We start from the raw sequence: 26,119 nt of genomic DNA on the forward strand, positions 1-26,119 counted from the left end.
CAATAAAACGAGGCCCTCGTCATGACCGTGTCCACTGCAATTGCCCGTCTCAACGCTGCTGATCCGGATTTCGCGCGACATCTGGATCATCTGCTGAGCTGGGAAAGCGTGTCCGATGACGCGGTCAACCAGCGGGTGCTCGACATCATCAAAGCCGTGCGCGAGCGTGGCGATGCGGCGCTGGTGGAGTTCACCCAGCGTTTCGATGGCGTTGATGCCAAGTCCATCGATGACCTGATCCTGGGGCGCGAGCGCCTGGAACTGGCCCTGACTCGGATCTCCGCAGCCCAGCGCGAGGCGCTGGAAACTGCCGCCAACCGCGTGCGCAGCTACCACGAACGACAGAAGCAGGATTCCTGGCAGTACACCGAAGCTGATGGCACCGTGCTCGGCCAGAAAGTCACCCCGCTCGATCGCGCAGGGCTGTACGTGCCTGGCGGCAAGGCGTCGTACCCGTCATCGGTACTGATGAATGCCATCCCCGCCAAGGTCGCCGGTGTCGGTGAGGTGGTCATGGTGGTGCCGACCCCGCGTGGAGAGATCAACGAGCTGGTGCTGGCTGCGGCCTGCATCGCCGGCGTCGATCGCGTGTTTACCGTCGGTGGCGCCCAGGCAGTCGCGGCGTTGGCCTACGGCACCGAGAGCGTGCCACAGGTCGACAAGATCGTCGGTCCCGGCAATATCTACGTAGCCACTGCCAAACGCCATGTGTTCGGTCAAGTCGGCATCGACATGATCGCCGGACCCTCGGAAATCCTCGTGGTATGTGATGGCCAGACAGACCCGGACTGGATCGCCATGGACCTGTTCTCCCAGGCCGAGCACGACGAAGATGCGCAGGCGATCCTGGTCAGCCCTGATGCGGCCTTCCTCGACCGCGTGGCGGCCAGCATCGATAAGCTGCTGCCCACCATGGAGCGCGCCGAGATCATCGAGAAGTCGATCAACGGTCGAGGCGCCCTGATCCAGGTGCGTGACATGCAGCAGGCCATCGAGGTCGCCAACCGCATCGCCCCGGAACACCTCGAATTGTCGGTCGCCGACCCGCAGGCCTGGTTGCCGCAGATCCGCCATGCCGGCGCGATCTTCATGGGCCGCCACACCAGCGAGGCCCTGGGTGACTACTGTGCAGGCCCCAACCACGTGTTGCCCACATCCGGCACCGCACGGTTCTCTTCACCGCTGGGGGTGTATGACTTCCAGAAGCGTTCGTCGATCATCTTCTGCTCCGAGCAGGGCGCATCCGAGCTCGGTCACACTGCATCCGTACTGGCCCGTGGCGAGTCGCTGACCGCCCACGCCCGTAGCGCCGAATACCGCATCCTCAACGAGAAGGGGAACTGAACATGAGTCGATTCTGGAGCCCCTTCGTCAAGGACCTGGTGCCTTACGTGCCGGGTGAGCAGCCCAAGCTGGCTCGCCTGGTCAAGCTCAATACCAACGAAAACCCCTATGGGCCTTCGCCCAAGGCGTTGGAGGCCATGCGTGGCGAGCTGAGCGACAACCTGCGCCTGTACCCGGATCCGAACAGCGACCGGCTCAAGCAGGCTGTGGCTGATTACTACAAGGTCACCCCGCAGCAGGTCTTCGTCGGCAACGGTTCGGACGAAGTGCTGGCGCACATCTTCCACGGCCTGTTCCAGCACGGCGCGCCGCTGCTGTTCCCGGATATCAGCTACAGCTTCTATCCGGTGTACTGCGGCTTGTACGGTATCGACTTCGAGCAGGTGGCGCTGGACGAGCAGTTCCAGATCTGCATCGAGGACTACAACAAGCCCAATGCCGGGATCATCTTCCCCAACCCTAACGCACCGACTGGCTGCCTGCTGCCGCTCGAGGCCATCGAGCGATTGCTCCAGGCCAATCGCGACTCGGTGGTGGTCGTGGACGAAGCCTACATCGACTTTGGCGGCGAAACCGCCATCGCACTGGTGGACCGCTACGACAATTTGCTGGTGACCCAGACCCTGTCCAAGTCGCGCTCGCTGGCGGGTCTGCGGGTGGGGCTGGCAGTGGGGCATCCGGACCTGATCGAGGCACTGGAGCGGATCAAGAACAGCTTCAACTCCTATCCGCTCGATCGCATGGCGATCATCGGGGCGGCGGCAGCGTTCGAAGATCGCGCTTACTTCGACGAGACCTGCCGCAAGGTCATCGACAGCCGTGAGGCCCTGGTCGAGCAGTTGACGGCGCGGGGCTTCGAGGTACTGCCATCGGCGGCCAACTTCATCTTCGCCCGGCACCCGCAACAGGATGCGGCTGAACTGGCGGCGCGCCTGCGTGAGCAGGGGGTGATCGTGCGGCACTTCAAGCAGGCACGGATCGCGCAGTTCCTGAGGATTACCGTAGGCACGCCGGAGATGAACCAGGCGTTGATCGATGCGTTGAACGGGTAGTTCGCGTCGTTCCTGTCGCGGGGCAAGTCGGATCGCTGCATCGCCGCTCCGACTTGCCCCGCAATGCTTTTCAGCGCTATTGTTGCCGCTTGTAAATTCATCCGATGACTGGATGTTAGTATGGCCCTGTTGATCAAGCGCTCCCTGGTGGAGCAAGCCGTGGACCAATTGCGCGAGCGCATTGCCCAGGGCGCCTGGGCTGTAGGGCAGCGCCTGCCCACCGAGCCGGAACTGGCCCTGGAACTGGGCATCAGCCGCAATACCGTGCGTGAGGCCATGCGTGTGCTGGCCTTCAGTGGTCTGGTAGAAGTGCGCCAGGGCGACGGCAGCTATCTGCGCACCGCCCAAGACCCTTTGCAGGCCGTGCAGGCCATCTCGCGCTGCACGGTCGAGCAGGCCCGCGAGACCCGTTGCATCCTCGAAGCCGAGGCCATCGGCCTCGCCGCCCTGCGGCGCACCGACGATGATCTGCGCGACTTGCGCGAGGCCCTGGAGCGCAGCTGTGGGCACTTCCACGGCGATCTGGACACCTATGTGGCCTGTGACCTGGTGTTCCACCAGCGCCTGGTGGACGCTGCGCACAACCCCGCACTGAGCGAGTTGTACCGCTACTTTTCCAGCGTCGTCGCTGCAGCGGTGCAGCACAACATGAGTGCGCTTCCCCGCAGTCAACGCGTGTTCGACCTGCATGTGCAGATCCTCGACGCCATCGAACAACGCGACCCGGACGCGGCCAAGCGCCTGAGCCGGGCCCTCATCGAATCCTGAGCCCGAGTGCCCCATGCCTGAACAACTGACGTACAACCACTCCAAGCACGACCCTGAACTCGATGAGCTGCTGATCGATGCCGAGGCTGACGACGAACAGGTCCAGCAGCAGCCCGTGGTGCTGCGCCGACCTTGGTTGCTGTTGCTGGGGTTGGTACTGGTCGCGTTGAACCTGCGCCCGGCGCTGTCGAGCATGGCGCCGGTGCTGGGCCAGGTGTCCGAGGGGCTGGGGCTCAATGCTTCCGCGGCAGGTTTACTGACGACCTTGCCAGTCCTGTGCCTGGGCCTGTTCGCGCCGCTGGCGCCGATCCTGGCGCGTCGTTTTGGCAGCGAGCGGGTGATTCTGGGCATCCTCCTGACCCTGGCGCTGGGGATCCTGCTGCGCAGTGCACTCGGTGCGACCGGGGTATTCGTCGGCAGCCTGATCGCTGGTGCCAGCATCGGCATCATCGGCGTGCTGCTACCGGGCATCGTCAAGCGTGATTTCCCCGCTCATGCCGGCACCCTGACTGGCGTCTACACGATGGCCCTGTGCCTCGGCGCAGCGATGGCCGCGGGCAGCACCGTGCCCTTGAGCCAGTACTTCGGCGACAGTTGGGCCATGGGGCTGGGCTTCTGGCTGTTGCCAGCGCTGCTGGCGATGCTGGTGTGGGCGCCCCAGGCGCGCCAAGGGCATGGCGCGCACCAGGTGGCCTATCGGGTGCGGGGGCTGTGGCGCGATCGGCTGGCCTGGCAAGTGACGCTGTACATGGGGCTGCAGTCCTCGCTGGCCTACATCGTGTTCGGCTGGCTGCCGTCGATTCTCATCGGTCGTGGCCTGAGCCCCACGCAAGCCGGTCTGGTGCTTTCGGGATCGGTGCTGGTGCAGTTGATCAGCTCGCTCAGTGCGCCCTGGCTGGCGACCCGCGGCAAGGATCAGCGGCTGGCGATCGTGGTGGTGATGCTGGTCACCCTCGGCGGCTTGTTCGGATGCCTGTATGCGCCGATCTCGGGGCTGTGGGGCTGGGCGGTGCTGCTGGGGCTGGGGCAAGGCGGTACTTTCGCCCTGGCCTTGACCCTGATCGTGCTGCGTTCGAAGGATTCGCACGTGGCGGCGAACTTGTCGAGCATGGCCCAGGGCGTCGGTTACACGCTAGCTTCGATGGGCCCGTTCGCGGTCGGACTGGTACATGACCTCACCGGTGGCTGGGCAGCGGTCGGTTGGATCTTCGCGGTGCTGGGGCTGGGGGCGATCGTCTTCGGTCTGGGGGCCGGGCGGGCGCTGCATGTGCAGGTCGTCAGCGAGCGGGTGTGGAACCGGTGCGACGCTGGATGCATTCATGGCGCAAATGACCATGGCGCGAAGGCGTGGCGCGGATTATCGTGCAGCTCTCGATTCCCTGGACGGACCTGCCCCATGAGCGACGCCAACAGCGCCTTGATCACCCGTTTTTATCAGGCCTTCCAGCGCCTGGACGCCGAGGCCATGGTGGCCTGCTACAGCGATGACATCGTTTTCAGCGATCCGGCCTTCGGTACCTTGCGCGGCCAGGACGTGGGTGACATGTGGCGGATGCTGACCACCCGCGCCAAGGACTTCTCCCTGACCTTCGACAGCGTGCGCGCGGATGCGCGGGGTGGCAGTGCCCATTGGGTCGCCACCTACCTGTTCAGCCAGACCGGCCGTACCGTGGTCAATGATATCCAGGCTCGTTTCGTGTTCCGTGACGGCTTGATCTGTCAGCATGACGACAGTTTCGACCTGTGGCGTTGGTCGCGCCAAGCCCTGGGTACGCCCGGCTTGTTACTGGGGTGGAGCCCTCTGGTAAGAAACAAGGTCCGCCAGCAGGCCACCAAAGGCCTGCGGGCATTCCAGGCGCGCTGATCGCTTTTTCAGGACGTGGGAACCGCCTGTTCGTTACTGTGATAGCTGAAGGTGGCCTTGTCATGGGCCTCTTGCGGCATGCGGATGCGGATGATCGGGATGTAGGCGCCGTAGGTCTCGTACCAGTCCTTCTGGTCCGCCTGTGCTTGCTCGAGCGCCCCCCACATGCCTTCGATGTGGAAGAACGACTGGATCGGCAGTCTGTGGGATTGGTCCTCTTCCCAGGCTTGAACGATGACTTCATTCCAAGGGAATGGTAGTTCGGAGGCGAACATTCGCTGTGCCGTCAGGCTCTGGTAGAAGGCGTCGGCGCGCTCGCTCTTGCGGGTGTCACGCACATCGAATGCGCATTGGCGCTTGTAGTCCCCGGAGCGGCGGAACTCGTCGATCCAGGCGTGAGCGGTCGTGATGCCGTGCTCATGGCACAGGCGCTCGGTCGAGGTGGTTTGGCTGTTGTTGCCACACCCTTGTTGTTCGCGCGTCCAGGTATCGCCATCGGTTGGCCAGGCGCACAGCACCTGATAGTTGATCGACCCTGCCGGGCGCTGCATGCGCGGGTACAGGGTAAAGCCGCTGCGGGCATCGGCAGCCAGGCTTGTGATTGGCAGGTCGGTGCGCAGGTAGGAGAACGAGACGCCGCCTTTTTCCTTGTTGTTCGGGCTATGATGCCAGGTGTGATACTTGGGGGATGGTTTGGTCGCGCGGATCAGTACGCCCGAACAACCGTGGGCCGGAATGGCCGAACCCCCACAGTCAACCGGTGCAGCATCATAGTTTTCCTGCATCTGCGCAGCGGTTCGCTCGCCGAGGGACGCCTGGGCCAGGAATGGCGTTAGCAGCGCAGCTGTGGCTAGTAGCCGGGAACATTTTTTCAACATGGTAGAGCCCTGGATATGGATGGGCTCTCCAAACTAATGACACTCAGGATCCCTGTGGCGAGTGAAGATATTCCCGAACGGGAGGCCAAGCCCTGGTACGTGTACCTCGTGCGGGCGGCCAATGGCTCGCTGTATTGCGGCATCAGTGATGATCCGCAGCGACGCTTCCAGAAGCATCAGAAAGGGCAGGGCGCGCGTTATTTCAAGACCAGCCCGGCGCAGGCGTTGGTCTATGTCGAGCAGTGGCCGGACAAAGGCGAAGCCCTGCGCCAGGAGCGGCTGGTGAAAAAGCTGCGCAAATCGGCGAAGGAGGCGCTGGTCGCCTCCTTCGCGCAGGGTGGGGCGACGGTCGAACTCAGTCCTTGCGGCGCTTGAGCTGATCGATCAGTTGTGTCGGAAGGCCCTTGATCACAAGGGTTCCGGCTTCTTCGTCATACTCGATCTTCGAGCCCAGCAGGTGGGCCTCGAAGCTGATCGACAGACCCTCGGCACGTCCAGTGAAACGGCGGAACTGGTTCAGGGTGCGTTTGTCCGCAGGAATTTCCGGCGACAGGCCATAGTCCTTGTTGCGGATGTGGTCGAAGAACGCCTTGGGGCGGTCTTCGTCGATCAGGCTCGACAGTTCCTCCAGGGTGATCGGCTCGCCCTGCTTGGTCTGGCTGGTGGCATAGTCAACCAGGGTCTGGGTCTTCTCGCGCGCTGCTTCCTCGGGCAGATCCTCGCTTTCGACGAAGTCGCTGAACGCCTTGAGCAGGGTTCGGGTTTCACCAGGGCCGTCGACACCTTCCTGACAGCCGATGAAATCGCGGAAGTAGTCCGACACCTTCTTGCCGTTCTTGCCCTTGATGAAGGAAATATATTGCTTCGAGTGCTGATTGTTCTTCCACTCGGACAGGTTGATTCGCGCGGCCAGGTGCAGTTGCCCCAAGTCCAGGTGGCGTGACGGGGTGACGTCGAGTTCGGCGTTCACCGCCACACCTTCGCTGTGGTGCAGCAGGGCGATGACCAGATACTCGGTCATGCCTTGCTGATAATGGGCGAACAGCACATGACCGCCTGTGGACAGGTTCGACTCTTCCATCAGCTTCTGCAGGTGCTCGACTGCGATGCGGCTGAAGGTGGTGAAGTCCTTTTCCTCTTCTTGGTACTGCTTGAGCCAGCCACTGAGCGGGTAGGCGCCGGATTCTCCGTGGAAGAAGCCCCAGGCCTTGCCCTGTTTGGCGTTATAGCTGTCGTTGAGGTCGGCCAGGAGGTTCTCGATGGCGTCCGACGCCGCCAGTTCGGTGTCTCGCGCATGGAGCACGGCGGGGCTGCCGTCGGGCTTCTTGTCGATCAGGTGAACGATGCAATGACGGATTGGCATGGAATTCTCTGAAAGGATGGGCGGTGCGATACCGCGCTGCAAAGTGGCTCAGTTTACCGCAGGGCAGGGGTGATGCAGTGGCCAGATGTTGGCGGAAATGACAGTTGTTCGTTTTTTGTTCAAAAATCTGCGCTTTTCGGGCAAACCCCCGAAAAACCTCAATAAAATCACGGTCGACAGCGGATATTTCCTGGTTCCTGTGTTAGCTTTGCGCCGTCTTGCGCCCCTTGGGGTGGCGCATTGCTGGCAGCTCGCTTGCGTCGTGTCGAACCAAACGCTGATTTTCGTATCTACATACGCGATTGGCGAGGCTCGCCGGACCTTCCGTGCAGGCCCGATAACGATGAAGCACGCTGCATACCTCTGATTTGATAGGGAAGGAACACCACCATGGCATTGACCAAAGACCAACTGATTGCCGACATCGCCGAAGCCATCGACGCGCCGAAAACCACCGCGCGCAACGCTCTGGAGCAACTGGGCCAGATCGTCGCTGACCAACTGGAAAACGGCGCTGAAATCACCCTGCCAGGCATCGGCAAGCTGAAAGTCTCCGAGCGTCCTGCCCGCACTGGCCGTAACCCTTCGACTGGCGCTGCCATCGAAATCGCTGCCAAGAAAGTCGTCAAATTCGTACCAGCCAAGGTCCTGAACGACGCCATCAACAAGTAATTGTCGATGCTTCATTGAAACCGCGCCCGGCTTGTCCGGGCGCGGTTTTTTCACGCCTGCGCCTTGCCTCGCGCGGCATGCCAGGCGCTGCGCATGGCGTCGTCCTGGAAGCTCCAGGCCACCATGCGGCTCTGTTTCTGGCCCTGGCCCATCTCTACGACGCGCTGGGCTTTCACGCCCGCTTTCTTGAGCGCCGCTTCGATCCCCGGCAGGTTGCTGACCTTGGACACCAGGCTGGTGAACCACAGCACCCGCTCGCCATACTGCACGCTTTCGTTCACCAGTTGGGTGACGAAGCGGATCTCGCCCCCCTCGCACCACAGCTCGTTGTTCTGCCCGCCGAAGTTCAGCACTGGCAACTTGCGGGTGGGATCCTGCTTGCCCAGATTCTTCCATTTGCGCTGGCTGCCACGGGTGGCCTCCTCGCGCGAGCCGTGGAAGGGCGGGTTGCACAGGGTCAGGTCGAAGCGCTCGTCGTCCTGCAGCAGACCGCTGAGGATGTGCTTGCGGTTGGCCTGCTGGCGCAGGGTGATGGCCTTGTTCAGGCCATTGGCCTGGACGATCGCCTTGGCCGAGGCCAGCGCCGTGGCGTCGATATCCGAGCCGAGAAAGCGCCAGCGGTAGTCGCTATGGCCGAGCAGCGGGTAGATGCAGTTGGCGCCGACGCCGACGTCCAGCGCGCGCACCTGGGCGCCGCGTGGGACCTGCCCGCCGTTGTCTTCGGCCAGCAGGTCGGCGAGCACGTGGATGTAGTCGGCGCGTCCTGGGATCGGCGGGCACAGGTAGTCCGCGGGGATGTCCCAGTGCTGGATGCCGTACTGGGCCTTTAGCAAGGCACGGTTGAACACGCGCACGGCCTCGGGGTTGGCGAAGTCGATGCTGGGTTTGCCGTGGGGGTTGGTGATGGTGAACCGGGCCAGGTCAGGATGGGCCTTGATCAGACTGGGGAAGTCGTAGCGGCCCTGGTGGCGATTGCGCGGATGCAGGGTGGGTTTGTTCTGGGTCATGCTCGTGTCCGGTGTCGCTTGCACTGGCCAGAGGCCGCACGGCGGCCCATTCGCGGCCAAGGCCGCTCCCACAGGATAGTAGGGCTCTTTGAAGACAGCCCATTCCTGTGGGAGCGGCCTTGGCCGCGAACGAGGGCGAAGCCCTCGCCGGTCAGTTCAGCAATGTCAGGTTACAGCGCTGCAATCCGCGCATGCTGCTCGGTGAAGTTGGCCAGGGCCTGTTCGGACTCGGCCAGTTTGGCACGTTCCTTCTCGATCACCGCAGGCGGTGCCTTGTCGACGAAGGCGGCGTTGGACAGCTTGCCGCCGACACGCTGGACCTCACCCTGCAGGCGCTGGATTTCCTTGTTCAGGCGTGCAAGCTCAGCGTCCTTGTCGATCAGGCCGGCCATCGGTACCAGTACCTGCAGATCGCCTACCAGTGCGGTGGCCGACAGCGGCGCTTCGTCCTGCTCGCCGAGTACGGTGAAGGTCTCGACCTTGGCCAGCTTCTTGAGCAGCGCTTCGTTTTCCTGCAGGCGACGCTGGTCGTCGGCATTGGCGTTCTTCAGGAACAGCGGCAGGGGCTTGCCCGGGCCGATGTTCATCTCGGCGCGGATGTTGCGCAGGCCGACCATCAGTTCCTTGAGCCATTCGATGTCGCCTTCGGCGCTGGCATCGATGCGGCTCTCATTGGCCACCGGCCAAGGCTGCAGCATGATGGTCTTGCCCTGGACGCCCGCCAGCGGCGCGATGCGCTGCCAAATCTCTTCGGTGATGAACGGCATGAACGGATGCGCCAGGCGCAGTACCACTTCCAGCACGCGGACCAGGGTACGGCGAGTACCGCGGGCGCGCTCGATGGGCGCATTCTCATCCCACAGTACCGGCTTGGACAGCTCCAGGTACCAGTCGCAGTACTGGTTCCAGACGAACTCGTACAGCGCCTGGCTGGCCAGGTCGAAGCGGAACTGCTCGAGCTGGCGGGTCACTTCCGCTTCGGTGCGTTGCAGTTGCGAGATGATCCAGCGATCGGCCAGCGACAACTCGTAGGCCTCGCCGTTCTGGCCGCAGTCCTCGCCCTTGTCCAGCACGTAGCGGGCAGCGTTCCAGATCTTGTTGCAGAAGTTGCGGTAGCCTTCGACGCGGCCCATGTCGAACTTGATGTCACGGCCGGTGGAAGCCAGCGAGCAGAAGGTGAAGCGCAGGGCATCGGTGCCGTAGCTGGCGATACCCTCGGGGAATTCGGCCTTGGTCTGCTTGGCGATCTTCTCGGCGAGCTTGGGCTGCATCAGGCCGCTGGTACGTTTTTCCAGCAGCGCTTCGAGCGTGATGCCGTCGACGATGTCCAGCGGGTCGAGCACGTTGCCCTTGGACTTGGACATCTTCTGGCCTTGGCCATCGCGCACCAGGCCATGCACGTACACGGTCTTGAACGGGACCTGCGGGGTGCCATCCTCGTTCTTGATCAGGTGCATGGTCAGCATGATCATCCGGGCGACCCAGAAGAAGATGATGTCGAAGCCCGTGACCAGTACGTCGGTGGAGTGGAATTTCTTCAGGAACTCGGTCTGTTCCGGCCAGCCGAGCGTGGAGAAAGTCCACAGGCCCGAGCTGAACCAGGTGTCGAGCACGTCGTCGTCCTGGCGCAGGACCACATCGCTGCCCAGGCCGTGCCTGGTCCGCACTTCTTCCTCGTTGCGGCCGACATAGACCTGGCCGGCCTTGTCGTACCACGCCGGGATGCGGTGGCCCCACCACAGCTGGCGGCTGATGCACCAGTCCTGGATGTCGCGCATCCAGGAGAAGTACATGTTCTCGTACTGTTTCGGCACGAACTGGATGCGACCGTCTTCCACGGCGGCGATGGCTGGCTCGGCCAGCGGCTTGGTGGAGACGTACCACTGGTCGGTCAGCCACGGCTCGATGACGGTACCCGAGCGGTCGCCTTTCGGCACTTTCAGGGCGTGGTCATCGACGCTGACCAGCAGCCCCTGCGCGTCCAGGTCGGCAACCATTTGCTTGCGCGCCACGAAGCGGTCGAGGCCGGCGTACTGCGCAGGCAGCGAGGTGTCGAGGTTTTCGTTGACGCTGCCATCGAGGTTGAAGGCCTGGACCGCGGCAAGCACGGTGGCGTTCTTGTCGAAGATGTTCAGCAGCGGCAGGTTGTGGCGCTTGCCGACTTCATAGTCGTTGAAGTCGTGGGCCGGGGTGATTTTCACGCAGCCGGTACCGAACTCGGGATCGCAGTAGTCGTCGGCGATGATCGGGATGCGGCGTCCGACCAGCGGCAGCTCGACGAACTTGCCGATCAGCGCCTGGTAGCGCTCGTCGGTCGGGTTCACGGCAACGGCGACGTCACCGAGCAGGGTTTCCGGGCGGGTGGTGGCAACGACCAGGTGGTCCTTGCCTTCGGCCGTGGTGGCGCCATCGGCCAACGGGTAGCGCAGGTTCCACAGGTGGCCTTTCTCGTCGTGGTTTTCCACTTCGAGGTCGGAAATCGCGGTGTGCAGCTTGGTGTCCCAGTTGACCAGACGCTTGCCGCGGTAGATCAGGCCGTCCTCATGCAGGCGCACGAAGGCTTCCTTGACGGCTTCGGACAGGCCGTCATCCATGGTGAAGCGTTCGCGGCTCCAGTCGACCGACGAACCCAGGCGACGGATCTGGCGGCTGATGTTGCCACCGGACTGTTCCTTCCACTCCCAGACCTTCTCCAGGAACTTTTCGCGGCCCAGGTCGTGGCGGTTCTGGCCTTTCGCCTCGAGCTGGCGCTCCACCAGCATCTGCGTGGCGATGCCGGCGTGGTCGGTGCCCGGCTGCCACAGGGTGTCGCGCCCCTGCATGCGGCGGAAGCGGATCAGGGCGTCCATGATCGCGTTGTTGAACCCATGACCCATGTGCAGGCTGCCGGTCACGTTCGGCGGTGGGATCATGATGGTGTAGGACTCGCCTGCACCTTGCGGGGCGAAATAGTTCTCGGACTCCCAGGTGTTGTACCAGGAAGTTTCGATGGCGTGCGGCTGGTAGGTCTTATCCATGCGCGGCGGGACCCTTAGGCATAAATACGGAAAAGCCGAAGAGTATACAACGGGCAGGGCGCAGGGGACATGGGATCGTTATATTGCACGACGATGGTGTGCTTTTCGCGGGCAAGCCCGCTCCCACAGGCACACCACAGTTCTCGAGGCTGTGGTGTGCCTGTGGGAGCGGGCTTGCCCGCGAAAAGGACGCCGCAAAAGGCAAGTGTTACTCGGAACGCTTGATCAACCGCTCCATCCGCGCTTCGAGGCGACGCTTGACCTCGGTCTCGATGTGCGGAACGAAGTCGTTGATCACATCCTGCATGATCGATTGCGCCGCAGCGCGCAGTTCGGTGTCCAGGTGCAGCAGGGTGTCCTGGCGGCGAGTCTGGGCATCTTCTTCCGGCGTGCTGGCCTGGGCAGGTTCGACGGCGGTTGTCGCGTTGCCGGCCGGCTCATCGAGCAGCAGGGGAATCTGCTCGACCGTTTCGGTCAGCAGCGGCGGCTGCAGGTCGGCGTCGCCAAGCAACTGGCGGATCGACTCGAGATCGTCGAGCAGGTGGGCGGATTGTGTCAGTGAGGAGGGTTTGTCCATCGTCGTCAAAGTCGCTGTAAGCGGTGGTCTTGCAGAGCATAGCCCTGTTCGCGGTAGAAACGGAATCGCTCGCGGGCCAACTGGCGAATGGAGGCCTCTTCGACAACGATCTCGGCGACCCGCTCGAACTGGCCGACGAACCCTGGCACATCACCGCCCAGGTTGATCAGCAGGTCGCGGTGCTCGCCAGCAGTGTCGCCCAGGCCCAATGCGACCCTGGCATCGGCGTGTTGCTCGGCCAGGTCATGGGGCACGAAAGCCTCGCCCTTGAAATGCCACAGGCGTTCATCCAGGGCGTTTCGCTGTTCGTCGTCCTGGCAATGCAGGTAGACCCGGTGGCCGAGGCGCCAGGCCTTTTCGCACAGCTTGCAGGCGAAATCCAGCCGCGCCGACAGCGAGTCGGTGGGCAGGATGTAGAAATCGACTTTGCTCATGTTCGTTCAGCCCGGCCGGCGCCACTCGGGCGCCGGCACTGGTGTGTCAGACGCCCGCGCGATCCAGCAGGTACTGGGTCAGCAGCGGAACAGGACGGCCGGTGGCACCCTTGTCCTTGCCACCGCTGACCCATGCGGTACCGGCGATGTCCAGGTGCGCCCAGCTGTAGTTCTTGGTGAAGCGCGACAGGAAGCAGCCCGCGGTGATGGTGCCGGCTTTAGGGCCGCCGATGTTGGCGATGTCGGCGAACGGGCTGTCCAGTTGTTCCTGGTACTCGTCGAACAGCGGCAGTTGCCAGGCGCGGTCGTCGGCACGCTTGCCAGCGTCGAGCAACTGGCCGACCAGGTCGTCGCTGTTGCCCATCAGGCCCGAGGTGTGGCTGCCCAGGGCGACGATGCAGGCGCCGGTGAGGGTGGCGATGTCGATCACCGCCTGCGGTTTGAAGCGCTCGGCATAGGTCAGCGTGTCGCACAGCACCAGGCGGCCTTCGGCGTCGGTGTTGAGGATCTCGACGGTCTGCCCGCTCATGGTGGTGACGATGTCGCCCGGGCGGGTTGCGCCGCCGCTGGGCATGTTCTCGGCGCAGGCCAGCAGGCACACCAGGTTGATCGGCAACTGCAGCTCGAGCACCGCACGCAGGGTGCCGAACACGCTGGCAGCGCCGCCCATGTCGTACTTCATTTCATCCATGCCGGCACCGGGTTTGAGGCTGATGCCGCCGGTATCGAAGGTGATGCCCTTGCCGACCAGCACGAACGGCTTGTCGGTCTTCTTGGCGCCTTGGTATTGCATGACGATCAGGCGTGGCGGCTGGTCGCTGCCCTGGCCCACGGCGTAGAACGCGCCCATGCCCAGGTCCTTGATCTTTTTCTCGTCGAGTACTTCGACCTTGAGGCCCTTGTGCGCCTTGCCCAGTTCCTTGGCCTGCTCGGCGAGGAAGCTCGGGTGACAGATGTTCGGCGGCAGGTTGCCCAGGTCGCGGGTCAGGCTCATGCCGGTGGTGATGGCGGTGGCATGCTTGACCGCACGCTCGACTTCAGCCTGGCCGGCCTTGTCGGCGAGCAGGGTGACTTTCTTCAGGGCACGCGGTTCGGCCTTCTGGCTCTTGAAACGGTCGAACACGTAGCTGCCGTCGAGCAGGGTTTCGGCCAGCAGGCGATATTTGCCGTAATGACCGTCGCGGTTGGCCACGGCGATGTCGTCCAGGGCCAGCACGGCGTCACCGCCTGCCAGGTTGCGCAGCACCCCGGCAACGCTGGCGATCAGCTTGCGCCAGGCGCGATCGCCCAGGGCTTCATCCTTGCCGCTGCCAACCAGCAGTACGCGCTCGGCCTTGAGGCCCGGCAGGCTCTGCAGCAGCAGGGTCTGGCCCGGCTTGCCGGCCAGGTCGCCGCGCTTGAGGATGGCGCTGATGGCGCCATCGGTCGCCTGATCAACGGCCTTGGCCACGGTGCCAAGCTTGCGGCCTTCACCGACCGGCACGACCAGGGTGGCGGTTTTCACGGATGCTGCGGCTACGGTCTTTACAACCAGTTCCATGTCAGGTTCCCCGAATGATCTCTGTTGTTGGCCACTGCCGCAGGGTCAGTGCGACAGGCCTGGCCGCGTGCTTGCGTGCCAGTTGAAAAGCGGCCAGTTTGAGCCTGCCGCCGCCTTGCTGACAACCCCGGTCTATGCTTTTGCAGGGCAGCGCCTGCTTCAATGGCGGGGCTTTTTCGCACTTTTACGGTCATGACGTCCGCTGTCATGCGCCGCCAAGTGACAGGCGCGCCCAATCACAGGATAATGCGCGCACTTTTAGATGGAGGTTCGCTTGAGGCGAACCGGCATAGGTCTTGGCTTTACTCAGTCATTGTCTGGCAATCCGCCCCTGACAACCCAGGAGTGTCTGGTTTGATCGTCTTTCGTTATCTGTCCCGCGAGGTCCTGGTGACCTTGAGCGCCGTCAGCGCAGTGCTGTTGGTGATCATCATGAGCGGGCGCTTCATCAAATACCTGGCCCAGGCGGCCCAGGGTGCGCTCGACCCGGGCGTGCTGTTCCTGATCATGGGCTTCCGTCTGCCAGGCTTCCTGCAACTGATCCTGCCGCTGGGCCTGTTCCTCGGTATCCTGCTGGCCTACGGGCGGCTGTATCTCGAAAGCGAGATGACCGTGCTCTCGGCCACCGGCATGAGTCAGCAGCGTCTGCTGACGCTGACGCTGGCGCCGGCTGCGCTGGTCGCGCTGGCGGTTGCCTGGCTGAGCTTGAGCCTGGCCCCCCAAGGTGTGGCCCAGGTGCAGAAGATCATCGCCCAGCAGGATGCCCTGACCGAGTTCGATACGCTCGTGCCGGGTCGTTTCCAGACCCTGCGTGACGGCACGCGTGTCACCTACACCGAGCGGATGTCCGACGACCGCGTCAATCTGGGCGGGGTGTTCATTTCCGAGAAGCGCTTCAACCAGGACAAGACCAAGGACCGCGCACCGTCGGTGCTGGTGGCGGAAAAAGGCCATCAGGAGGTGCAGCCTGATGGCAACCGCTACCTGATCCTGGAAAACGGTTACCGTTACGACGGCAACCCCGGCCAGGCCGACTATCGGGCGATCAAGTACGACACCTACGGTGTGCTGCTGCCCAAGCCTGAGGTCAGCGAGGAAGTCACCGAGCGTGAAGCCATCCCGACCACCGACCTGTTCGGGCATGACGGCCTGCGTGAGCGCGCCGAACTGCAATGGCGCCTGTCGCTGCCGCTGCTGGTATTCATCGTGACCCTGCTGGCCGTGCCGCTGGCCAAGGTCAACCCGCGCCAGGGCCGCTTCCTCAAGTTGCTGCCGGCGATCCTCCTGTACATGGCCTACCTGACGATGCTGATTTCCGTTCGCGGCGCCCTCGAGAAGGGCAAGTTGCCGATCTCCCTGGGCATCTGGTGGGTGCACGCGTTGTTCCTGCTCATCGGCCTGGCGCTGATGTACTGGGAGCCGCTGCGCCTGAAGATGGCCGCGCGCCGTGCGGGGGTGGCCCATGGTTAAGATCGACCGCTATATCGGCCAGAGCGTACTGCTGGCCATCCTGGCCGTGCTGGGGATCATCCTCGGCCTGGCCTCGCTGTTCGCCTTCATCGACGAGATGGGCGATTTGAGCGATACCTATACCCTGCTCGACGCCGGCAGCTACGTGCTGCTCACCGCGCCGCGTCGGCTGTATGACATGCTGCCGATGGCTGCGCTGATCGGCTGCCTGATCGGCCTGGGCAGCCTGGCCAGCAGCAGCGAGCTGACCATCATGCGTGCTGCGGGCGTGTCCATCGGTCGTATCGTCTGGGCAGTGATGAAGCCGATGCTGGTGCTGATGCTGGTCGGTCTGCTGATTGGCGAATACGTCGCACCGGTCACCGAGAACAAGGCCCAGGCCGAGCGCTCGCTGGCGCAGGGCGGTGGTGAGGCGCAAAGCTCCAAGCGCGGCATGTGGCACCGTCAGGGCGAAGAGTTCGTGCACATCAACTCGGTACAGCCCAACGGCTTGCTGCTCGGTGTGACCCGCTACCGTTTCGACGAACAACGCAAGATCGTCGCTTCCAGCTTCGCCCGCCGCGCGCTGTACCAGGATCAGCGCTGGGTGCTGCACGACGTCAGCACCACGTTCTTCCGTGGCGACCACACCGAAGTGGTGCAGGCACCGGAAGAAATCTGGGACGTGTCGGTGACGCCGGAATTGCTCAATACCGTAGTGCTGCCACCTGAGTCGTTGTCGATCACCGGGTTGTGGGAATACATCCACTACCTGGCCGACCAGGGCCTGAACAACGCCCGTTACTGGCTGGCGTTCTGGACCAAGATCCTGCAACCCGCAGTGACCGCTGCACTGGTACTGATGGCGATTTCCTTCATCTTCGGCCCGCTGCGCTCGGTGACCCTGGGTCAGCGCGTGTTTACCGGCGTGCTGGTGGGCTTCGTGTTCCGCATCGCCCAGGACCTGCTGGGGCCGTCGAGCCAGGTGTTCGGTTTCCCGCCGCTGTTGGCGGTGGTGATTCCAGCCGGGATCTGCGCACTGGCCGGTGTGTGGTTGTTGCGTCGGGCAGGGTGATGAGCCAGGCGTGAATGAGAAAGCCGACCCCAGGGTCGGCTTTTTTGTGGCTCGAAGTTGGCTTTATCGCAGCCCAGGGTCATTTCTTCTGCTTCGGAATCCGCACCAACTGGGTTTCCGAGTAGATGTCATGCCAGCTGCGCTTGCGCTTGTCGATCAACGACCAGATGAACCCCAGCCCCAGGCACAACCACGAAGCAATAGACACCACGAAGCGCAACAGCGCCTGCCACAAACTGATCGCGCTGCCGTCGGCATTCTGTACACGCACGCCCCACACCTGCATGCCCAGGGTCTGGCCGCCGTGGGTCCAGAACTTGGCGAAGAAGCCGAACAGGGCAAACAACAGGACGGTGGACAACAGCGGATCGCCATCGAGCGCGCCGGCGTCGGTCAGCTCACGCATGCGGGCCTCGCCGATGATCGACATCTGCACCAACTTGTAGACACCTGCCGTGACGATCAGCAGGGCGGTGCACAGGAGGAAGTCATAGAACATTGCCGCCAGACGGCGCCCCAGGCCTGCGGGCGGGAAATCGCCCTGGGGGGTGAGAGAACGCTTGGACATGCAGGAGGGCTCCGGGTGGAAAGTCCTCATTCTATGAAATTGCAGGCACAAAAAAGCCCCTGCGCGTCAACGCAGGGGCTTTTTCACAGAAATCAGCCTTCTGCTTTTACTTCGTCAGCCTGCATGCCTTTCTGGCCCTGCACTGCAACGAAGGTGACTTTCTGGCCTTCTTTCAGGCTCTTGAAGCCGTTGCCTTCGATGGCGCGGAAGTGAACGAACAGATCCGGACCGCTCTCTGGGGTGATGAAGCCGTAACCTTTCTCGTCATTGAACCACTTGACGGTACCGTTCTGACGCTCAGCCATTTTCTTATTTCCTATGAATCTTTAGATAGTGATTTCAGTTTCTTTCGCATCACACGGCGAAAGAGTACTGGGCTGGGTTGCAGGAAAGTAAGAGACGTCGAACGGGTTGTAGCAAATTGCGGCTACTGGCCCAGGTCACGAACTGTTGCGACCCATGCAAACACAGTGAGAAGACTCTACGCCAACTCCAGCGACAAAAACAAGCCCCGCACGGCGCAGGGATCAAGGCTTTTGCCGATTACCGACAAAATTGTCGGAAACGGCATGGCGCCTGGCCTGGCGCCATGTTCAAAAGTTATTGCGCAGGTTCGTAATCGAATAAGCGCGCTGTTGTGAGATTGCTTTCAACCTCGGTAGTAACGTTGCGCCACGAAAGGCATTTTGCTGACTTTCAGGGCAACTTGTTTGCCGCGCACGACCGCAAACAACGGCGTTTCCAGTGCGGCATGTTCGTTATCGACATACCCCATTGCCACGGGTGCGCCGAGGGTCGGGCCGAAACCACCGCTGCACACCTTGCCGACCGGCGTGCCGTGCGCATCGACAATCTCGGCGCCCTCGCGAACCGGCGTGCGTTCCTGTGGCAGCAGGCCCACGCGTTTGCGGCTCACGCCCTGCTGCTGTTGGGCAAATACGCGGGTGGCGCCCGGGAAACCACCGGCCCGTGCTCCGTCGGCGCGACGAACCTTGGAGATCGCCCACAACAGGCTGGCCTCGATCGGCGTAGTCTCGGTGTCCATGTCGTGGCCGTACAGGCACAGGCCGGCTTCCAGGCGCAGCGAGTCGCGGGCACCCAGGCCGATCGGCTGCACCTCAGGCTCGGCCAACAGGCGTCGAGCCAGGGCTTCGGCAGCAGTGGCCGGTACCGAGATTTCGTAGCCGTCCTCGCCGGTGTAGCCCGAGCGGCTGACGAAGCAGTCCTCCCCCAGCAACTGCAACGGGCGGAACTGCATGAAGGTCATGCCGGCCACTTCCGGCGCCAGGCGCTCCAGCACCTTGACCGCAGCCGGGCCCTGCAAGGCGAGCAGGGCGCGCTCCTCGAACAAAGGCTGGATCTCGCAACGCTGGCCGATGTGCTTTTGCAGGTGAGCCAGGTCCTGATCCTTGCAGGCGGCATTGACCACCAGGAACAGTGTATCGTCGCCCAGGTTGGCCACCATCAGGTCGTCGAGGATGCCTCCTTGCTCATTGGTGAACATGGCGTAGCGCTGCATGCCCACCGGCAGGTCGATGATGTCTACTGGCACCAGGCTTTCCAAAGCCTTGGCCGCGTCGCTGCCACGCAGCACGATCTGGCCCATGTGCGACACATCGAACAGACCGGCCTGCTCGCGGGTATGCAGGTGTTCCTTGAGCACCCCCAACGGATACTGCACGGGCATGTCGAAGCCTGCGAACGGCACCATGCGCGCGCCCAGCTCCAGGTGAAGGGCGTGCAGCGGGGTCTTGAGCAACGTATCGGACATCGGTAACTCCTTGGTTTTTGTTCGGGTCAACATTCGATGATGTTGACGGCCAGACCGCCGCGGGCGGTCTCCTTGTACTTGCTTTTCATGTCGGCGCCGGTCTGGCGCATGGTGCGGATGACCTTGTCGAGCGAGACGAAGTGCTGCCCGTCGCCGCGCAGGGCCATGCGCACCGCATTGATCGCCTTGACCGAGCCCATGGCGTTGCGCTCGATGCAGGGCACCTGGACCAGCCCACCGATCGGGTCGCAGGTCAGGCCCAGGTTGTGTTCCATGCCGATCTCGGCGGCGTTCTCCACCTGTTGCGGGGTGCCGCCCATGACTTCGCAGAGGGCGCCCGCCGCCATCGAGCACGCCACCCCCACTTCGCCCTGGCAGCCGACCTCGGCGCCGGAAATCGAGGCGTTCTCCTTGTAGAGGATGCCGATGGCGGCCGCGGTGAGCAGAAAACGCACCACGCCGTCTTCGCTGGCGCCGGGAACGAAACGCATGTAGTAGTGCAGCACCGCCGGGACGATACCCGCCGCGCCGTTGGTCGGTGCGGTGACGACGCGTCCGCCATAGGCGTTTTCCTCGTTGACCGCCAGGGCGTAGAGGTTGACCCAATCGAGTACCGACAGCGCATCGCGCAGGCTGGCTTCCGGGTTTCGGCTGAGCTGGCGGTGCAAGGCAGGGGCGCGGCGCTTGACCTTGAGGCCGCCCGGCAGGATGCCCTCGTGGCGACAGCCCGCTTCGACGCAATCCTGCATGACCTGCCAGATGCGCAGCAGGCCGGCTCGGGTTTCCTGTTCGGGGCGCCAGGCGGCTTCGTTGGCGAGCATCACCTGGCTGAACGACAGGTGCTGCTCGACGCAATGGCCGAGCAGTTGCCTGGCCGTCGTGAAGGGGTAAGGCAGGGCGGTGTTGTCTTCGACGATGCGGTCCTGGCCGGCTGCGTCCTGGTCGACGACGAAGCCGCCGCCCACCGAGTAGTACTCGCGGCTGCGGATCTGCAGCCCGGCAGCATCGAAGGCACGGAAGATCATGCCATTGGGGTGGTAGTCCAATGGCTTGCGGATCATCGCCAGGTGCTGTTTCTCGACGAAGTCGATCCGGTGTTCGCCAAGCAGGTGCAGGTGACCGCTGGCGCGGATTGCCTGCAGGCGTTCGGGGATGGATTCGGTGTCGACGGTGTCGGGGTGTTCCCCCTCGAGCCCCAGGAGCACAGCCTTGTCGCTGCCGTGACCCTTGCCGGTCGCACCGAGCGAGCCGTAGAGCTCGGCCTTGACGCTGGCCGTGCTGGCCAGCAGGCCATCGCGCCGCAGGCCCTCGGCGAAGCGCGCGGCGGCGCGCATCGGGCCGACCGTGTGCGAACTGGAGGGGCCGATGCCGATCTTGAACAGGTCGAAGACGCTCAAAGACATGATGACCTCCTGCCAGGTGGGTTGGGCAGATGCTGAACCCTGTGGGAGCGGGCTTGCCCGCGAATGCGTCGGCGTGGCCAACATCGCATTCGCGGGCAAGCCCGCTCCCACAGAGGAACACACCTCCATCAGAGGGCGGGCCGAGGTCTATCAGACGTCCTGATAGCTCTCGATCGACGGGCAGGCGCAGACCAGATTGCGGTCGCCGTACACGTTGTCGACCCGGCCAACCGGTGGCCAGTACTTGCTTTCGACCAGGCTCGGCAGCGGATAAACCGCCTGCTCGCGGCTGTAGCCGTGGGACCATTCGCCGACCAGTTCCGCCGCGGTGTGCGGGGCGTTCTTGAGCGGGTTGTCGTCCTTGTCCAGGCTGCCGTTCTCCACGGCGCGAATCTCTTCGCGGATCTGGATCATCGCATCGCAGAAACGGTCCAGTTCTTCCTTGGACTCGCTTTCGGTCGGTTCGATCATCAGCGTGCCCGCCACCGGGAACGACATGGTCGGAGCATGGAAGCCGAAGTCGATCAAACGCTTGGCCACGTCATCGACGCTGATGCCGCTGGTGTCCTTGAGCGGACGCAGGTCGAGGATGCATTCGTGGGCGACCAGGCCGTTGCCACCGGTGTACAGCACAGGATAGTGCTCTTCCAGGCGACGGGCGATGTAGTTGGCGTTGAGGATCGCCATCTGCGACGCACGCTTGAGGCCTGCTCCACCCATCATGCGAATGTACATCCAGGTGATCGGCAGGATGCTGGCGCTGCCGAACGGTGCAGCGCAGACCGCACCGGCAGTGTTTTCCAGCGCGGCATGGCCGGGCAGGAACGGCGCCAGGTGCGACTTGACGCCGATCGGGCCGACGCCCGGGCCGCCACCGCCGTGGGGGATGCAGAAGGTCTTGTGCAGGTTGAGGTGCGACACGTCGCCACCGAACTTGCCCGGAGCACACAGGCCGACCATGGCGTTCATGTTGGCGCCATCGATGTACACCTGGCCGCCGTTGTCGTGAATGATCGCGCAGATCTCGCCGATCGCTTCCTCGAACACGCCGTGGGTCGAGGGGTAGGTGATCATGATCGCGGCCAGGCGCTCGCGGTGTTCGAGGGCCTTGGCGCGCAGGTCGTCGATGTCGACGTTGCCCCGGGCGTCGCAGGCGGTGACCACCACGCGCATGCCGGCCATGTGTGCGGTGGCCGGGTTGGTACCGTGTGCCGACGACGGGATCAGGCAGATGTCGCGGTGGCTTTCGCCGCGGCTGCGGTGGTAGGCGCGGATCGCCAGCAGGCCCGCGTATTCGCCCTGGGAACCGGCGTTGGGCTGCAGCGACACGGCATCGTAGCCGGTGGCGGCGCAGAGCATGGCTTCAAGCTCGGTGGTCATCTGCAGGTAGCCCTGGCTCTGCTCGGCCGGGGCGAAGGGGTGCAGGTTGCCGAACTCGGCCCAGGTGACCGGAATCATTTCGCTGGCAGCATTGAGCTTCATGGTGCACGAGCCCAGCGGGATCATGCTGCGATCCAGCGCCAGGTCCTTGTCGGCCAGGCGGCGCAGGTAGCGCATCAGTTCGGTTTCGCTGTGGTAGCGGTTGAACACCGGGTGCTCGAGGATCGCCGATTGGCGCACCAGTGCAGCTGGCAGGCGCGGGCAGTGGTTGGCGGCGAGGGTAGCGAAGTCCGGCAGCGCCTGGCCATTGGCGAACAATGCCCAGAGCGCCTCGACATCTGCCTGGGTGCTGGTTTCGTCCAGCGACAGCCCCAGGTGCGCGGTGTCGACCTGGCGCAGGTTCAAGCCCTTGGCGCGCGCTTGCTCGTGCAGGTTGGCGGTGGCGGCACCGGTGGCCAGGGTCAGGGTGTCGAAGAATTCACCGGTGACGACCTTGGCGCCGAGCTTGGCCAGACCCACAGCGAGGATCGCGGTGAGGGCGTGGGTACGTTCAGCGATGCGCTTGAGGCCCGCCGGGCCATGGTAGACGGCGTACATGCTGGCGATGTTGGCCAGCAGGACCTGTGCGGTGCAGATGTTGCTGGTGGCCTTTTCGCGGCGGATGTGTTGCTCGCGGGTTTGCATGGCCAGGCGCAGTGCGGTCTTGCCGAAGCGGTCGATCGAAACGCCGACCAGGCGGCCCGGCATGTCACGCTTGAACGCATCACGGGTGGCGAAGTAGGCCGCGTGCGGGCCGCCGAAGCCGAGCGGTATGCCGAAGCGCTGGGCACTGCCGATGGCCACGTCGGCGTCGAATTCGCCCGGAGGGGTCAGCAGGGTCAGGGCCAGCAGGTCGGCGGCCACGGCCACCAGGGCGCCGGCGCCGTGCAGGCGCTGCACCAGCTCGCGGTAGTCGAACACATCACCGTTGCTTGCCGGGTATTGCAGCAGGGCGCCGAAGAAGGCGCTGACATCGCCCAGTTCACGCTCGTCACCGACCACGACCTCGATGCCCAGCGGCTCGGCACGGGTACGCAGCACGTCGAGGGTCTGCGGGTGGCAATGCACGGAGGCGAAGAAGGCATGGCTGCCCTTGTTCTTCGACAGGCGTTTGCAGAAGGTCATGGCCTCGGCGGCGGCGGTGGCTTCGTCGAGCAGCGAGGCGTTGGCGATCGGCAGGCCGGTGAGGTCGCTGATCAGGGTCTGGAAGTTCAGCAGCGCTTCCAGGCGACCCTGGGAGATTTCCGGCTGGTAAGGGGTGTAGGCGGTGTACCACGCCGGGTTTTCCAGGAGGTTGCGCAGGATCGGCGCTGGCGTGTGGGTGTTGTAGTAGCCCTGGCCGATGAAGCTCTTGAACAGCTGGTTCTTGCCGGCGATCGCCTTGAGGGCGGCGAGGGCATCGGACTCGCTCTGGCCGTCGGCGTTACCGAGCACGCTGGTGCCCTTGATGCTGTCGGGAATGACGGCGGCTGTCATGGCGTCGAGAGAGTCGAAGCCCAGGGTGGTCAGCATGGCCTGTTCGTCGGCGCTGCGTGGGCCGATGTGACGGGCGATGAATTCGTTGGCGGTGCCGAGGTTGATGGTCATGGTCGTGGTCCTCAGGCGTCGTCGTTGGCTTTGAGCAGGCGGTCGTAGGCATCCTGGTCGAGCAGGGCCGTCACCTCGCTCATGTCTGCAGGAATGAAGCGGAAGAACCAGCCTTCGCCCAGCGGGTCTTCGTTGACCTGCTCGGGGTTGTCGTTGAGACCTTCGTTGACCGCGACCACTTCACCGGTCAGCGGCATGTACACGCCGCTGGCAGCCTTGACCGACTCGACGGTGGAGGCTTCGGCGCCTTTTTCATACTGCTGCAGGTCCGGCAGTTGCACGAAGACCACATCGCCAAGGGCGTTCTGGGCATAGGCGGTGATACCTACGGTGACGCTGCCGTCAGCTTCGACGCGCAGCCATTCGTGATCTTCGGTGAAACGCAACTCGCTCATGGGAAATCCTCGGGAAGCAGGGCGTTGGGCGCGGTGGGTCCGCGCTCTTGGGTGGATTTCCCTAAGCAATAATGCGGCCATGAGAATAAATTTCTTATAAATCAGCTATTTAACTGATTTTTACAGACGGACCAATCCTACTATGTAATGAAATCGATACAGCGTAGGGTGTAAACGAAAGCGTCGAGGGATCAAACCCTTGGATAACTGCACTCAAGCCTGCCTGTATCGAAATCATTACAATGTAATGATTTCGATACGTTTGGGTGCAGGTGCACCTTGTGTTACTCAAACCTTGGCTGGAATCCCGTATTTGCGCAGCCGCTGCGCAATCGCGGTATGCGATGTCTGCAGCCTTCCCGCCAGCTGCCGAGTCGAAGGGTAGCTCGCATACAGGCGCTGCAGCAGTTCGCGCTCGAAGTCGCCCACGGCCTGCTCCAGGCTGCTCACCTCGCCATCCTGGCCACGTGCTACCGAGGTACCGGCGATATCCAGGTCACCGATATCTACCAGGTTGCTCTCGCAGATTGCCGCCGCGCGGAAGATCACGTTCTGCAACTGGCGCACGTTGCCTGGCCAGGGGTTGGCCAGCAGTGCCGGATGGGTGGCTGGGGTCAGGCGGCACGGAGGGCGCTGGATCTGCGTGCATGCCTGCTGCATGAAGAAGTGCGCCAGCGACAGGATGTCCTGGCCGCGTTCGCGCAGCGGCGGGACCTGCAGGTTGAGCACGTTCAGACGGTAGAACAGGTCTTCGCGGAAGGTGCCTTCGGCGACCATGCGTTCGAGATCGCGGTGGGTCGCGCTGATGATACGCACGTCCACCTTCACCTCACGGTCGCCACCGACCCGGCGAAAGCTGCCGTCGCTGAGAAAGCGCAGCAGCTTGGCCTGCAGGTAGGGCGACATCTCGCCGATCTCGTCGAGAAACACCGTGCCCTGGTTGGCCAGCTCCATCAGCCCTGGCTTGCCGCCACGTTGTGCGCCGGTGAAGGCGCCCGGGGCATAGCCGAACAGTTCGCTCTCGGCGAGGCTTTCGGGTAGCGCGGCGCAGTTCAATGCGAGGAAAGGTGCTGCGTGACGACTGCTGATGGTGTGGCAGGCGCGGGCCACCAGCTCCTTGCCGGTGCCGGTCTCGCCGTGCACCAGCAAGGGCGCATCGAGTGTGGCGACGCGCAGGGCGCGGGCCTTGAGGGTGCGGATCGCCGGGGAGTCGCCGAGCAGGGCGTCGAAGCCTTCGGCGTGATCATGGTGCAGCGCCGAGAGACGTTCGCCCATGCGATTGGGCGGATACAGGGTGAGCAGGCCGCCGGCATTGGTGATCGGCGTCGCATCCAGCAGCAGGCTCTGGCCATTGAGCTGCATCTCGCGCATTGGCAGGTGGAAGTTGTTGTCCAGCAGAGCCTGGAGCAGCCCGCTGTCGCCAAACAGCTCGCCCACCGAGCGACCGGCCGATTCGCGTCCGCACAGGGCGATCAGCGCCGGGTTGGCCAGCAGCACCTTGCCAGCGCTGTCCACCGCCAGCACCGGGTCGCTCATGGCCGCGAGCAGGGCGTCGAGTTGCAGGTGTCGGCGCTGGCCGGGGAGGATATCGACCACTTCCACCGACTGCACGCCGCGCACCTCGAACAGCGCATCGTGCAACTCTTCGAGCACGGCGGGGCTGAGCGTGGGAGCGTCGATGTAGACGTTCGGTGGCACCATTTCCACGGCATCGAGGTTGAGGTTGCGGGCACCGAGCAGGGCCAGGACTTCCTGGGTGATGCCGACGCGGTCGATAAAGCTGACGTGGATGCGCATGGGGGCAACGGGCGTGGGGGAAAGGGCGCCAGTATGCCATTGGCGAGGGGGAAGGCCCAATCACGGGACAAGTCGGGGCGCCGAACCGCCGCTTGCACAGGTATTCCAGCGTGCCTGCGCGAGCGGGCCTGCCCGGCGA

The 26,119-nt window shown here is 63.6% G+C and carries 23 protein-coding genes and 1 pseudogene; 10 read left to right on the plus strand and 14 right to left on the minus strand.

Going from position 1 to position 26,119, the window contains the following annotated elements; genetic code table 11:
• Positions 1 to 21: 21 nt before the first annotated feature.
• From hisD to ACMGGG_RS03045, 5 genes and pseudogenes are all read left to right on the plus strand, one after another.
• The gene (gene hisD / locus ACMGGG_RS03025) at positions 22 to 1,344 is read left to right on the plus strand and encodes a histidinol dehydrogenase (RefSeq protein ID WP_054894367.1); all 1,323 of its coding nucleotides are present in this window, start codon (positions 22 to 24) and stop codon (positions 1,342 to 1,344) included.
• A 2-nt stretch (positions 1,345 to 1,346) separates the two neighbouring features.
• Positions 1,347 to 2,396, plus strand: coding sequence for a histidinol-phosphate transaminase (gene hisC, locus ACMGGG_RS03030; protein ID WP_414154841.1), 1,050 nt, complete (start codon positions 1,347 to 1,349; stop codon positions 2,394 to 2,396).
• Between the two features lie 120 nt (positions 2,397 to 2,516).
• Positions 2,517 to 3,164 (plus strand): FadR/GntR family transcriptional regulator, encoded by a 648-nt coding sequence (locus tag ACMGGG_RS03035; protein WP_414154842.1) that lies wholly within the window; start codon positions 2,517 to 2,519, stop codon positions 3,162 to 3,164.
• 13 nt (positions 3,165 to 3,177) lie between these two features.
• Positions 3,178 to 4,455, plus strand: a pseudogene (locus ACMGGG_RS03040) (CynX/NimT family MFS transporter); the annotation flags it as partial.
• Between the two features lie 105 nt (positions 4,456 to 4,560).
• A complete protein-coding gene (locus ACMGGG_RS03045) occupies positions 4,561 to 5,028 on the plus strand; it encodes a nuclear transport factor 2 family protein (protein WP_063543187.1) in 468 nt (155 codons plus the stop codon).
• 8 nt (positions 5,029 to 5,036) lie between these two features.
• On the opposite strand, the gene ACMGGG_RS03050 is transcribed toward ACMGGG_RS03045, so the two are convergent.
• Positions 5,037 to 5,813, minus strand: a complete 777-nt coding sequence (locus ACMGGG_RS03050) for a hypothetical protein (RefSeq protein WP_414154843.1) — start codon at positions 5,811 to 5,813, stop codon at positions 5,037 to 5,039.
• Positions 5,814 to 5,942: 129 nt separating this feature from the next.
• Between ACMGGG_RS03050 and ACMGGG_RS03055 the strand changes: the two genes are divergently transcribed.
• Entirely contained in the window at positions 5,943 to 6,281 is a 339-nt protein-coding gene (locus ACMGGG_RS03055; protein ID WP_054894361.1) for a GIY-YIG nuclease family protein, read from the plus strand.
• Here the strand turns inward: ACMGGG_RS03055 and yejK are convergent.
• A complete protein-coding gene (gene yejK, locus ACMGGG_RS03060) occupies positions 6,262 to 7,269 on the minus strand; it encodes a nucleoid-associated protein YejK (protein ID WP_063543191.1) in 1,008 nt (335 codons plus the stop codon). The genes ACMGGG_RS03055 and yejK overlap by 20 nt on opposite strands.
• Positions 7,270 to 7,354: 85 nt before the next feature.
• Between yejK and ACMGGG_RS03065 the strand changes: the two genes are divergently transcribed.
• Positions 7,355 to 7,636 (plus strand): hypothetical protein, encoded by a 282-nt coding sequence (locus ACMGGG_RS03065; protein ID WP_151925722.1) that lies wholly within the window; start codon positions 7,355 to 7,357, stop codon positions 7,634 to 7,636.
• A gap of 23 nt (positions 7,637 to 7,659) precedes the next feature.
• Positions 7,660 to 7,941 carry an HU family DNA-binding protein gene (locus ACMGGG_RS03070; RefSeq protein WP_054894359.1) on the plus strand — a complete coding sequence of 94 codons (282 nt, stop codon included), beginning with the start codon at positions 7,660 to 7,662 and terminating at the stop codon, positions 7,939 to 7,941.
• 50 nt (positions 7,942 to 7,991) lie between these two features.
• Here ACMGGG_RS03070 and rlmF read toward each other — a convergent pair whose 3' ends face one another.
• The 5 genes from rlmF to ACMGGG_RS03095 form a co-directional block, all read right to left on the minus strand.
• Complete coding sequence (rlmF, locus tag ACMGGG_RS03075) at positions 7,992 to 8,948, minus strand: 23S rRNA (adenine(1618)-N(6))-methyltransferase RlmF (protein ID WP_065863238.1); 957 nt, start codon at positions 8,946 to 8,948, stop codon at positions 7,992 to 7,994.
• A gap of 170 nt (positions 8,949 to 9,118) precedes the next feature.
• A complete protein-coding gene (locus ACMGGG_RS03080; RefSeq protein ID WP_414160011.1) occupies positions 9,119 to 11,965 on the minus strand; it encodes a valine--tRNA ligase in 2,847 nt (948 codons plus the stop codon).
• Positions 11,966 to 12,173: 208 nt separating this feature from the next.
• The gene (locus ACMGGG_RS03085; protein WP_054895502.1) at positions 12,174 to 12,542 is read right to left on the minus strand and encodes a hypothetical protein; all 369 of its coding nucleotides are present in this window, start codon (positions 12,540 to 12,542) and stop codon (positions 12,174 to 12,176) included.
• Between the two features lie 5 nt (positions 12,543 to 12,547).
• On the minus strand, positions 12,548 to 12,976 hold the full coding sequence (locus ACMGGG_RS03090; protein WP_054895503.1) for a DNA polymerase III subunit chi: 429 nt from the start codon (positions 12,974 to 12,976) through the stop codon (positions 12,548 to 12,550).
• 46 nt (positions 12,977 to 13,022) lie between these two features.
• Positions 13,023 to 14,516 (minus strand): leucyl aminopeptidase, encoded by a 1,494-nt coding sequence (locus ACMGGG_RS03095; RefSeq protein ID WP_414154845.1) that lies wholly within the window; start codon positions 14,514 to 14,516, stop codon positions 13,023 to 13,025.
• Positions 14,517 to 14,870: 354 nt separating this feature from the next.
• Here ACMGGG_RS03095 and lptF point away from each other — a divergent pair, with 354 nt between their 5' ends.
• Positions 14,871 to 15,986: an LPS export ABC transporter permease LptF gene (lptF, locus tag ACMGGG_RS03100; protein ID WP_054895505.1), complete on the plus strand. Its 1,116-nt coding sequence runs from the start codon at positions 14,871 to 14,873 to the stop codon at positions 15,984 to 15,986.
• Positions 15,979 to 17,040 carry an LPS export ABC transporter permease LptG gene (gene lptG / locus ACMGGG_RS03105; RefSeq protein WP_054895506.1) on the plus strand — a complete coding sequence of 354 codons (1,062 nt, stop codon included), beginning with the start codon at positions 15,979 to 15,981 and terminating at the stop codon, positions 17,038 to 17,040. The genes lptF and lptG overlap by 8 nt, the downstream gene beginning before the upstream one ends.
• Positions 17,041 to 17,119: 79 nt before the next feature.
• Here the strand turns inward: lptG and ACMGGG_RS03110 are convergent, their stop codons facing one another.
• The 7 genes from ACMGGG_RS03110 to ACMGGG_RS03140 form a co-directional block, all read right to left on the minus strand.
• On the minus strand, positions 17,120 to 17,608 hold the full coding sequence (locus ACMGGG_RS03110) for an RDD family protein (protein ID WP_054895507.1): 489 nt from the start codon (positions 17,606 to 17,608) through the stop codon (positions 17,120 to 17,122).
• Between the two features lie 92 nt (positions 17,609 to 17,700).
• Entirely contained in the window at positions 17,701 to 17,913 is a 213-nt protein-coding gene (locus ACMGGG_RS03115; protein WP_414154846.1) for a cold-shock protein, read from the minus strand.
• 344 nt (positions 17,914 to 18,257) lie between these two features.
• Positions 18,258 to 19,379 (minus strand): glycine cleavage system aminomethyltransferase GcvT, encoded by a 1,122-nt coding sequence (gene gcvT / locus ACMGGG_RS03120; protein WP_125930665.1) that lies wholly within the window; start codon positions 19,377 to 19,379, stop codon positions 18,258 to 18,260.
• 26 nt (positions 19,380 to 19,405) lie between these two features.
• Positions 19,406 to 20,782: an L-serine ammonia-lyase gene (locus ACMGGG_RS03125; RefSeq protein ID WP_414154847.1), complete on the minus strand. Its 1,377-nt coding sequence runs from the start codon at positions 20,780 to 20,782 to the stop codon at positions 19,406 to 19,408.
• Positions 20,783 to 20,932: 150 nt separating this feature from the next.
• Entirely contained in the window at positions 20,933 to 23,788 is a 2,856-nt protein-coding gene (gcvP, locus tag ACMGGG_RS03130) for an aminomethyl-transferring glycine dehydrogenase (protein ID WP_414154848.1), read from the minus strand.
• Between the two features lie 11 nt (positions 23,789 to 23,799).
• On the minus strand, positions 23,800 to 24,183 hold the full coding sequence (gene gcvH / locus ACMGGG_RS03135) for a glycine cleavage system protein GcvH (protein ID WP_414154849.1): 384 nt from the start codon (positions 24,181 to 24,183) through the stop codon (positions 23,800 to 23,802).
• 288 nt (positions 24,184 to 24,471) lie between these two features.
• On the minus strand, positions 24,472 to 25,980 hold the full coding sequence (locus tag ACMGGG_RS03140) for a sigma-54-dependent transcriptional regulator (RefSeq protein WP_054895512.1): 1,509 nt from the start codon (positions 25,978 to 25,980) through the stop codon (positions 24,472 to 24,474).
• Positions 25,981 to 26,119 lie beyond the last annotated feature (139 nt).

The sequence above is a fragment of the Pseudomonas sp. BNK-44-b genome (assembly GCF_047456245.1).
GTDB lineage: Bacteria > Pseudomonadota > Gammaproteobacteria > Pseudomonadales > Pseudomonadaceae > Aquipseudomonas > Aquipseudomonas machongensis.

Coding starts and splice junctions, on each gene's coding strand:
- ACMGGG_RS03090 (WP_054895503.1), bottom strand. CDS start 12,976: ATGAGCAAAGTCGATTTCTACATCCTGCCCACCGACTCGCTGTCGGCG.
- yejK (WP_063543191.1), bottom strand. CDS start 7,269: ATGCCAATCCGTCATTGCATCGTTCACCTGATCGACAAGAAGCCCGAC.
- ACMGGG_RS03125 (WP_414154847.1), bottom strand. CDS start 20,782: ATGTCTTTGAGCGTCTTCGACCTGTTCAAGATCGGCATCGGCCCCTCC.
- ACMGGG_RS03080 (WP_414160011.1), bottom strand. CDS start 11,965: ATGGATAAGACCTACCAGCCGCACGCCATCGAAACTTCCTGGTACAAC.
- ACMGGG_RS03140 (WP_054895512.1), bottom strand. CDS start 25,980: ATGCGCATCCACGTCAGCTTTATCGACCGCGTCGGCATCACCCAGGAA.
- rlmF (WP_065863238.1), bottom strand. CDS start 8,948: ATGACCCAGAACAAACCCACCCTGCATCCGCGCAATCGCCACCAGGGC.
- gcvT (WP_125930665.1), bottom strand. CDS start 19,379: ATGTCCGATACGTTGCTCAAGACCCCGCTGCACGCCCTTCACCTGGAG.
- ACMGGG_RS03095 (WP_414154845.1), bottom strand. CDS start 14,516: ATGGAACTGGTTGTAAAGACCGTAGCCGCAGCATCCGTGAAAACCGCC.
- hisC (WP_414154841.1), top strand. CDS start 1,347: ATGAGTCGATTCTGGAGCCCCTTCGTCAAGGACCTGGTGCCTTACGTG.
- hisD (WP_054894367.1), top strand. CDS start 22: ATGACCGTGTCCACTGCAATTGCCCGTCTCAACGCTGCTGATCCGGAT.
- ACMGGG_RS03085 (WP_054895502.1), bottom strand. CDS start 12,542: ATGGACAAACCCTCCTCACTGACACAATCCGCCCACCTGCTCGACGAT.
- lptG (WP_054895506.1), top strand. CDS start 15,979: ATGGTTAAGATCGACCGCTATATCGGCCAGAGCGTACTGCTGGCCATC.
- ACMGGG_RS03045 (WP_063543187.1), top strand. CDS start 4,561: ATGAGCGACGCCAACAGCGCCTTGATCACCCGTTTTTATCAGGCCTTC.
- ACMGGG_RS03050 (WP_414154843.1), bottom strand. CDS start 5,813: ATGCAGGAAAACTATGATGCTGCACCGGTTGACTGTGGGGGTTCGGCC.
- ACMGGG_RS03055 (WP_054894361.1), top strand. CDS start 5,943: ATGACACTCAGGATCCCTGTGGCGAGTGAAGATATTCCCGAACGGGAG.
- gcvP (WP_414154848.1), bottom strand. CDS start 23,788: ATGACCATCAACCTCGGCACCGCCAACGAATTCATCGCCCGTCACATC.
- gcvH (WP_414154849.1), bottom strand. CDS start 24,183: ATGAGCGAGTTGCGTTTCACCGAAGATCACGAATGGCTGCGCGTCGAA.
- ACMGGG_RS03035 (WP_414154842.1), top strand. CDS start 2,517: ATGGCCCTGTTGATCAAGCGCTCCCTGGTGGAGCAAGCCGTGGACCAA.
- ACMGGG_RS03115 (WP_414154846.1), bottom strand. CDS start 17,913: ATGGCTGAGCGTCAGAACGGTACCGTCAAGTGGTTCAATGACGAGAAA.
- ACMGGG_RS03070 (WP_054894359.1), top strand. CDS start 7,660: ATGGCATTGACCAAAGACCAACTGATTGCCGACATCGCCGAAGCCATC.
- ACMGGG_RS03065 (WP_151925722.1), top strand. CDS start 7,355: ATGTTGGCGGAAATGACAGTTGTTCGTTTTTTGTTCAAAAATCTGCGC.
- ACMGGG_RS03110 (WP_054895507.1), bottom strand. CDS start 17,608: ATGTCCAAGCGTTCTCTCACCCCCCAGGGCGATTTCCCGCCCGCAGGC.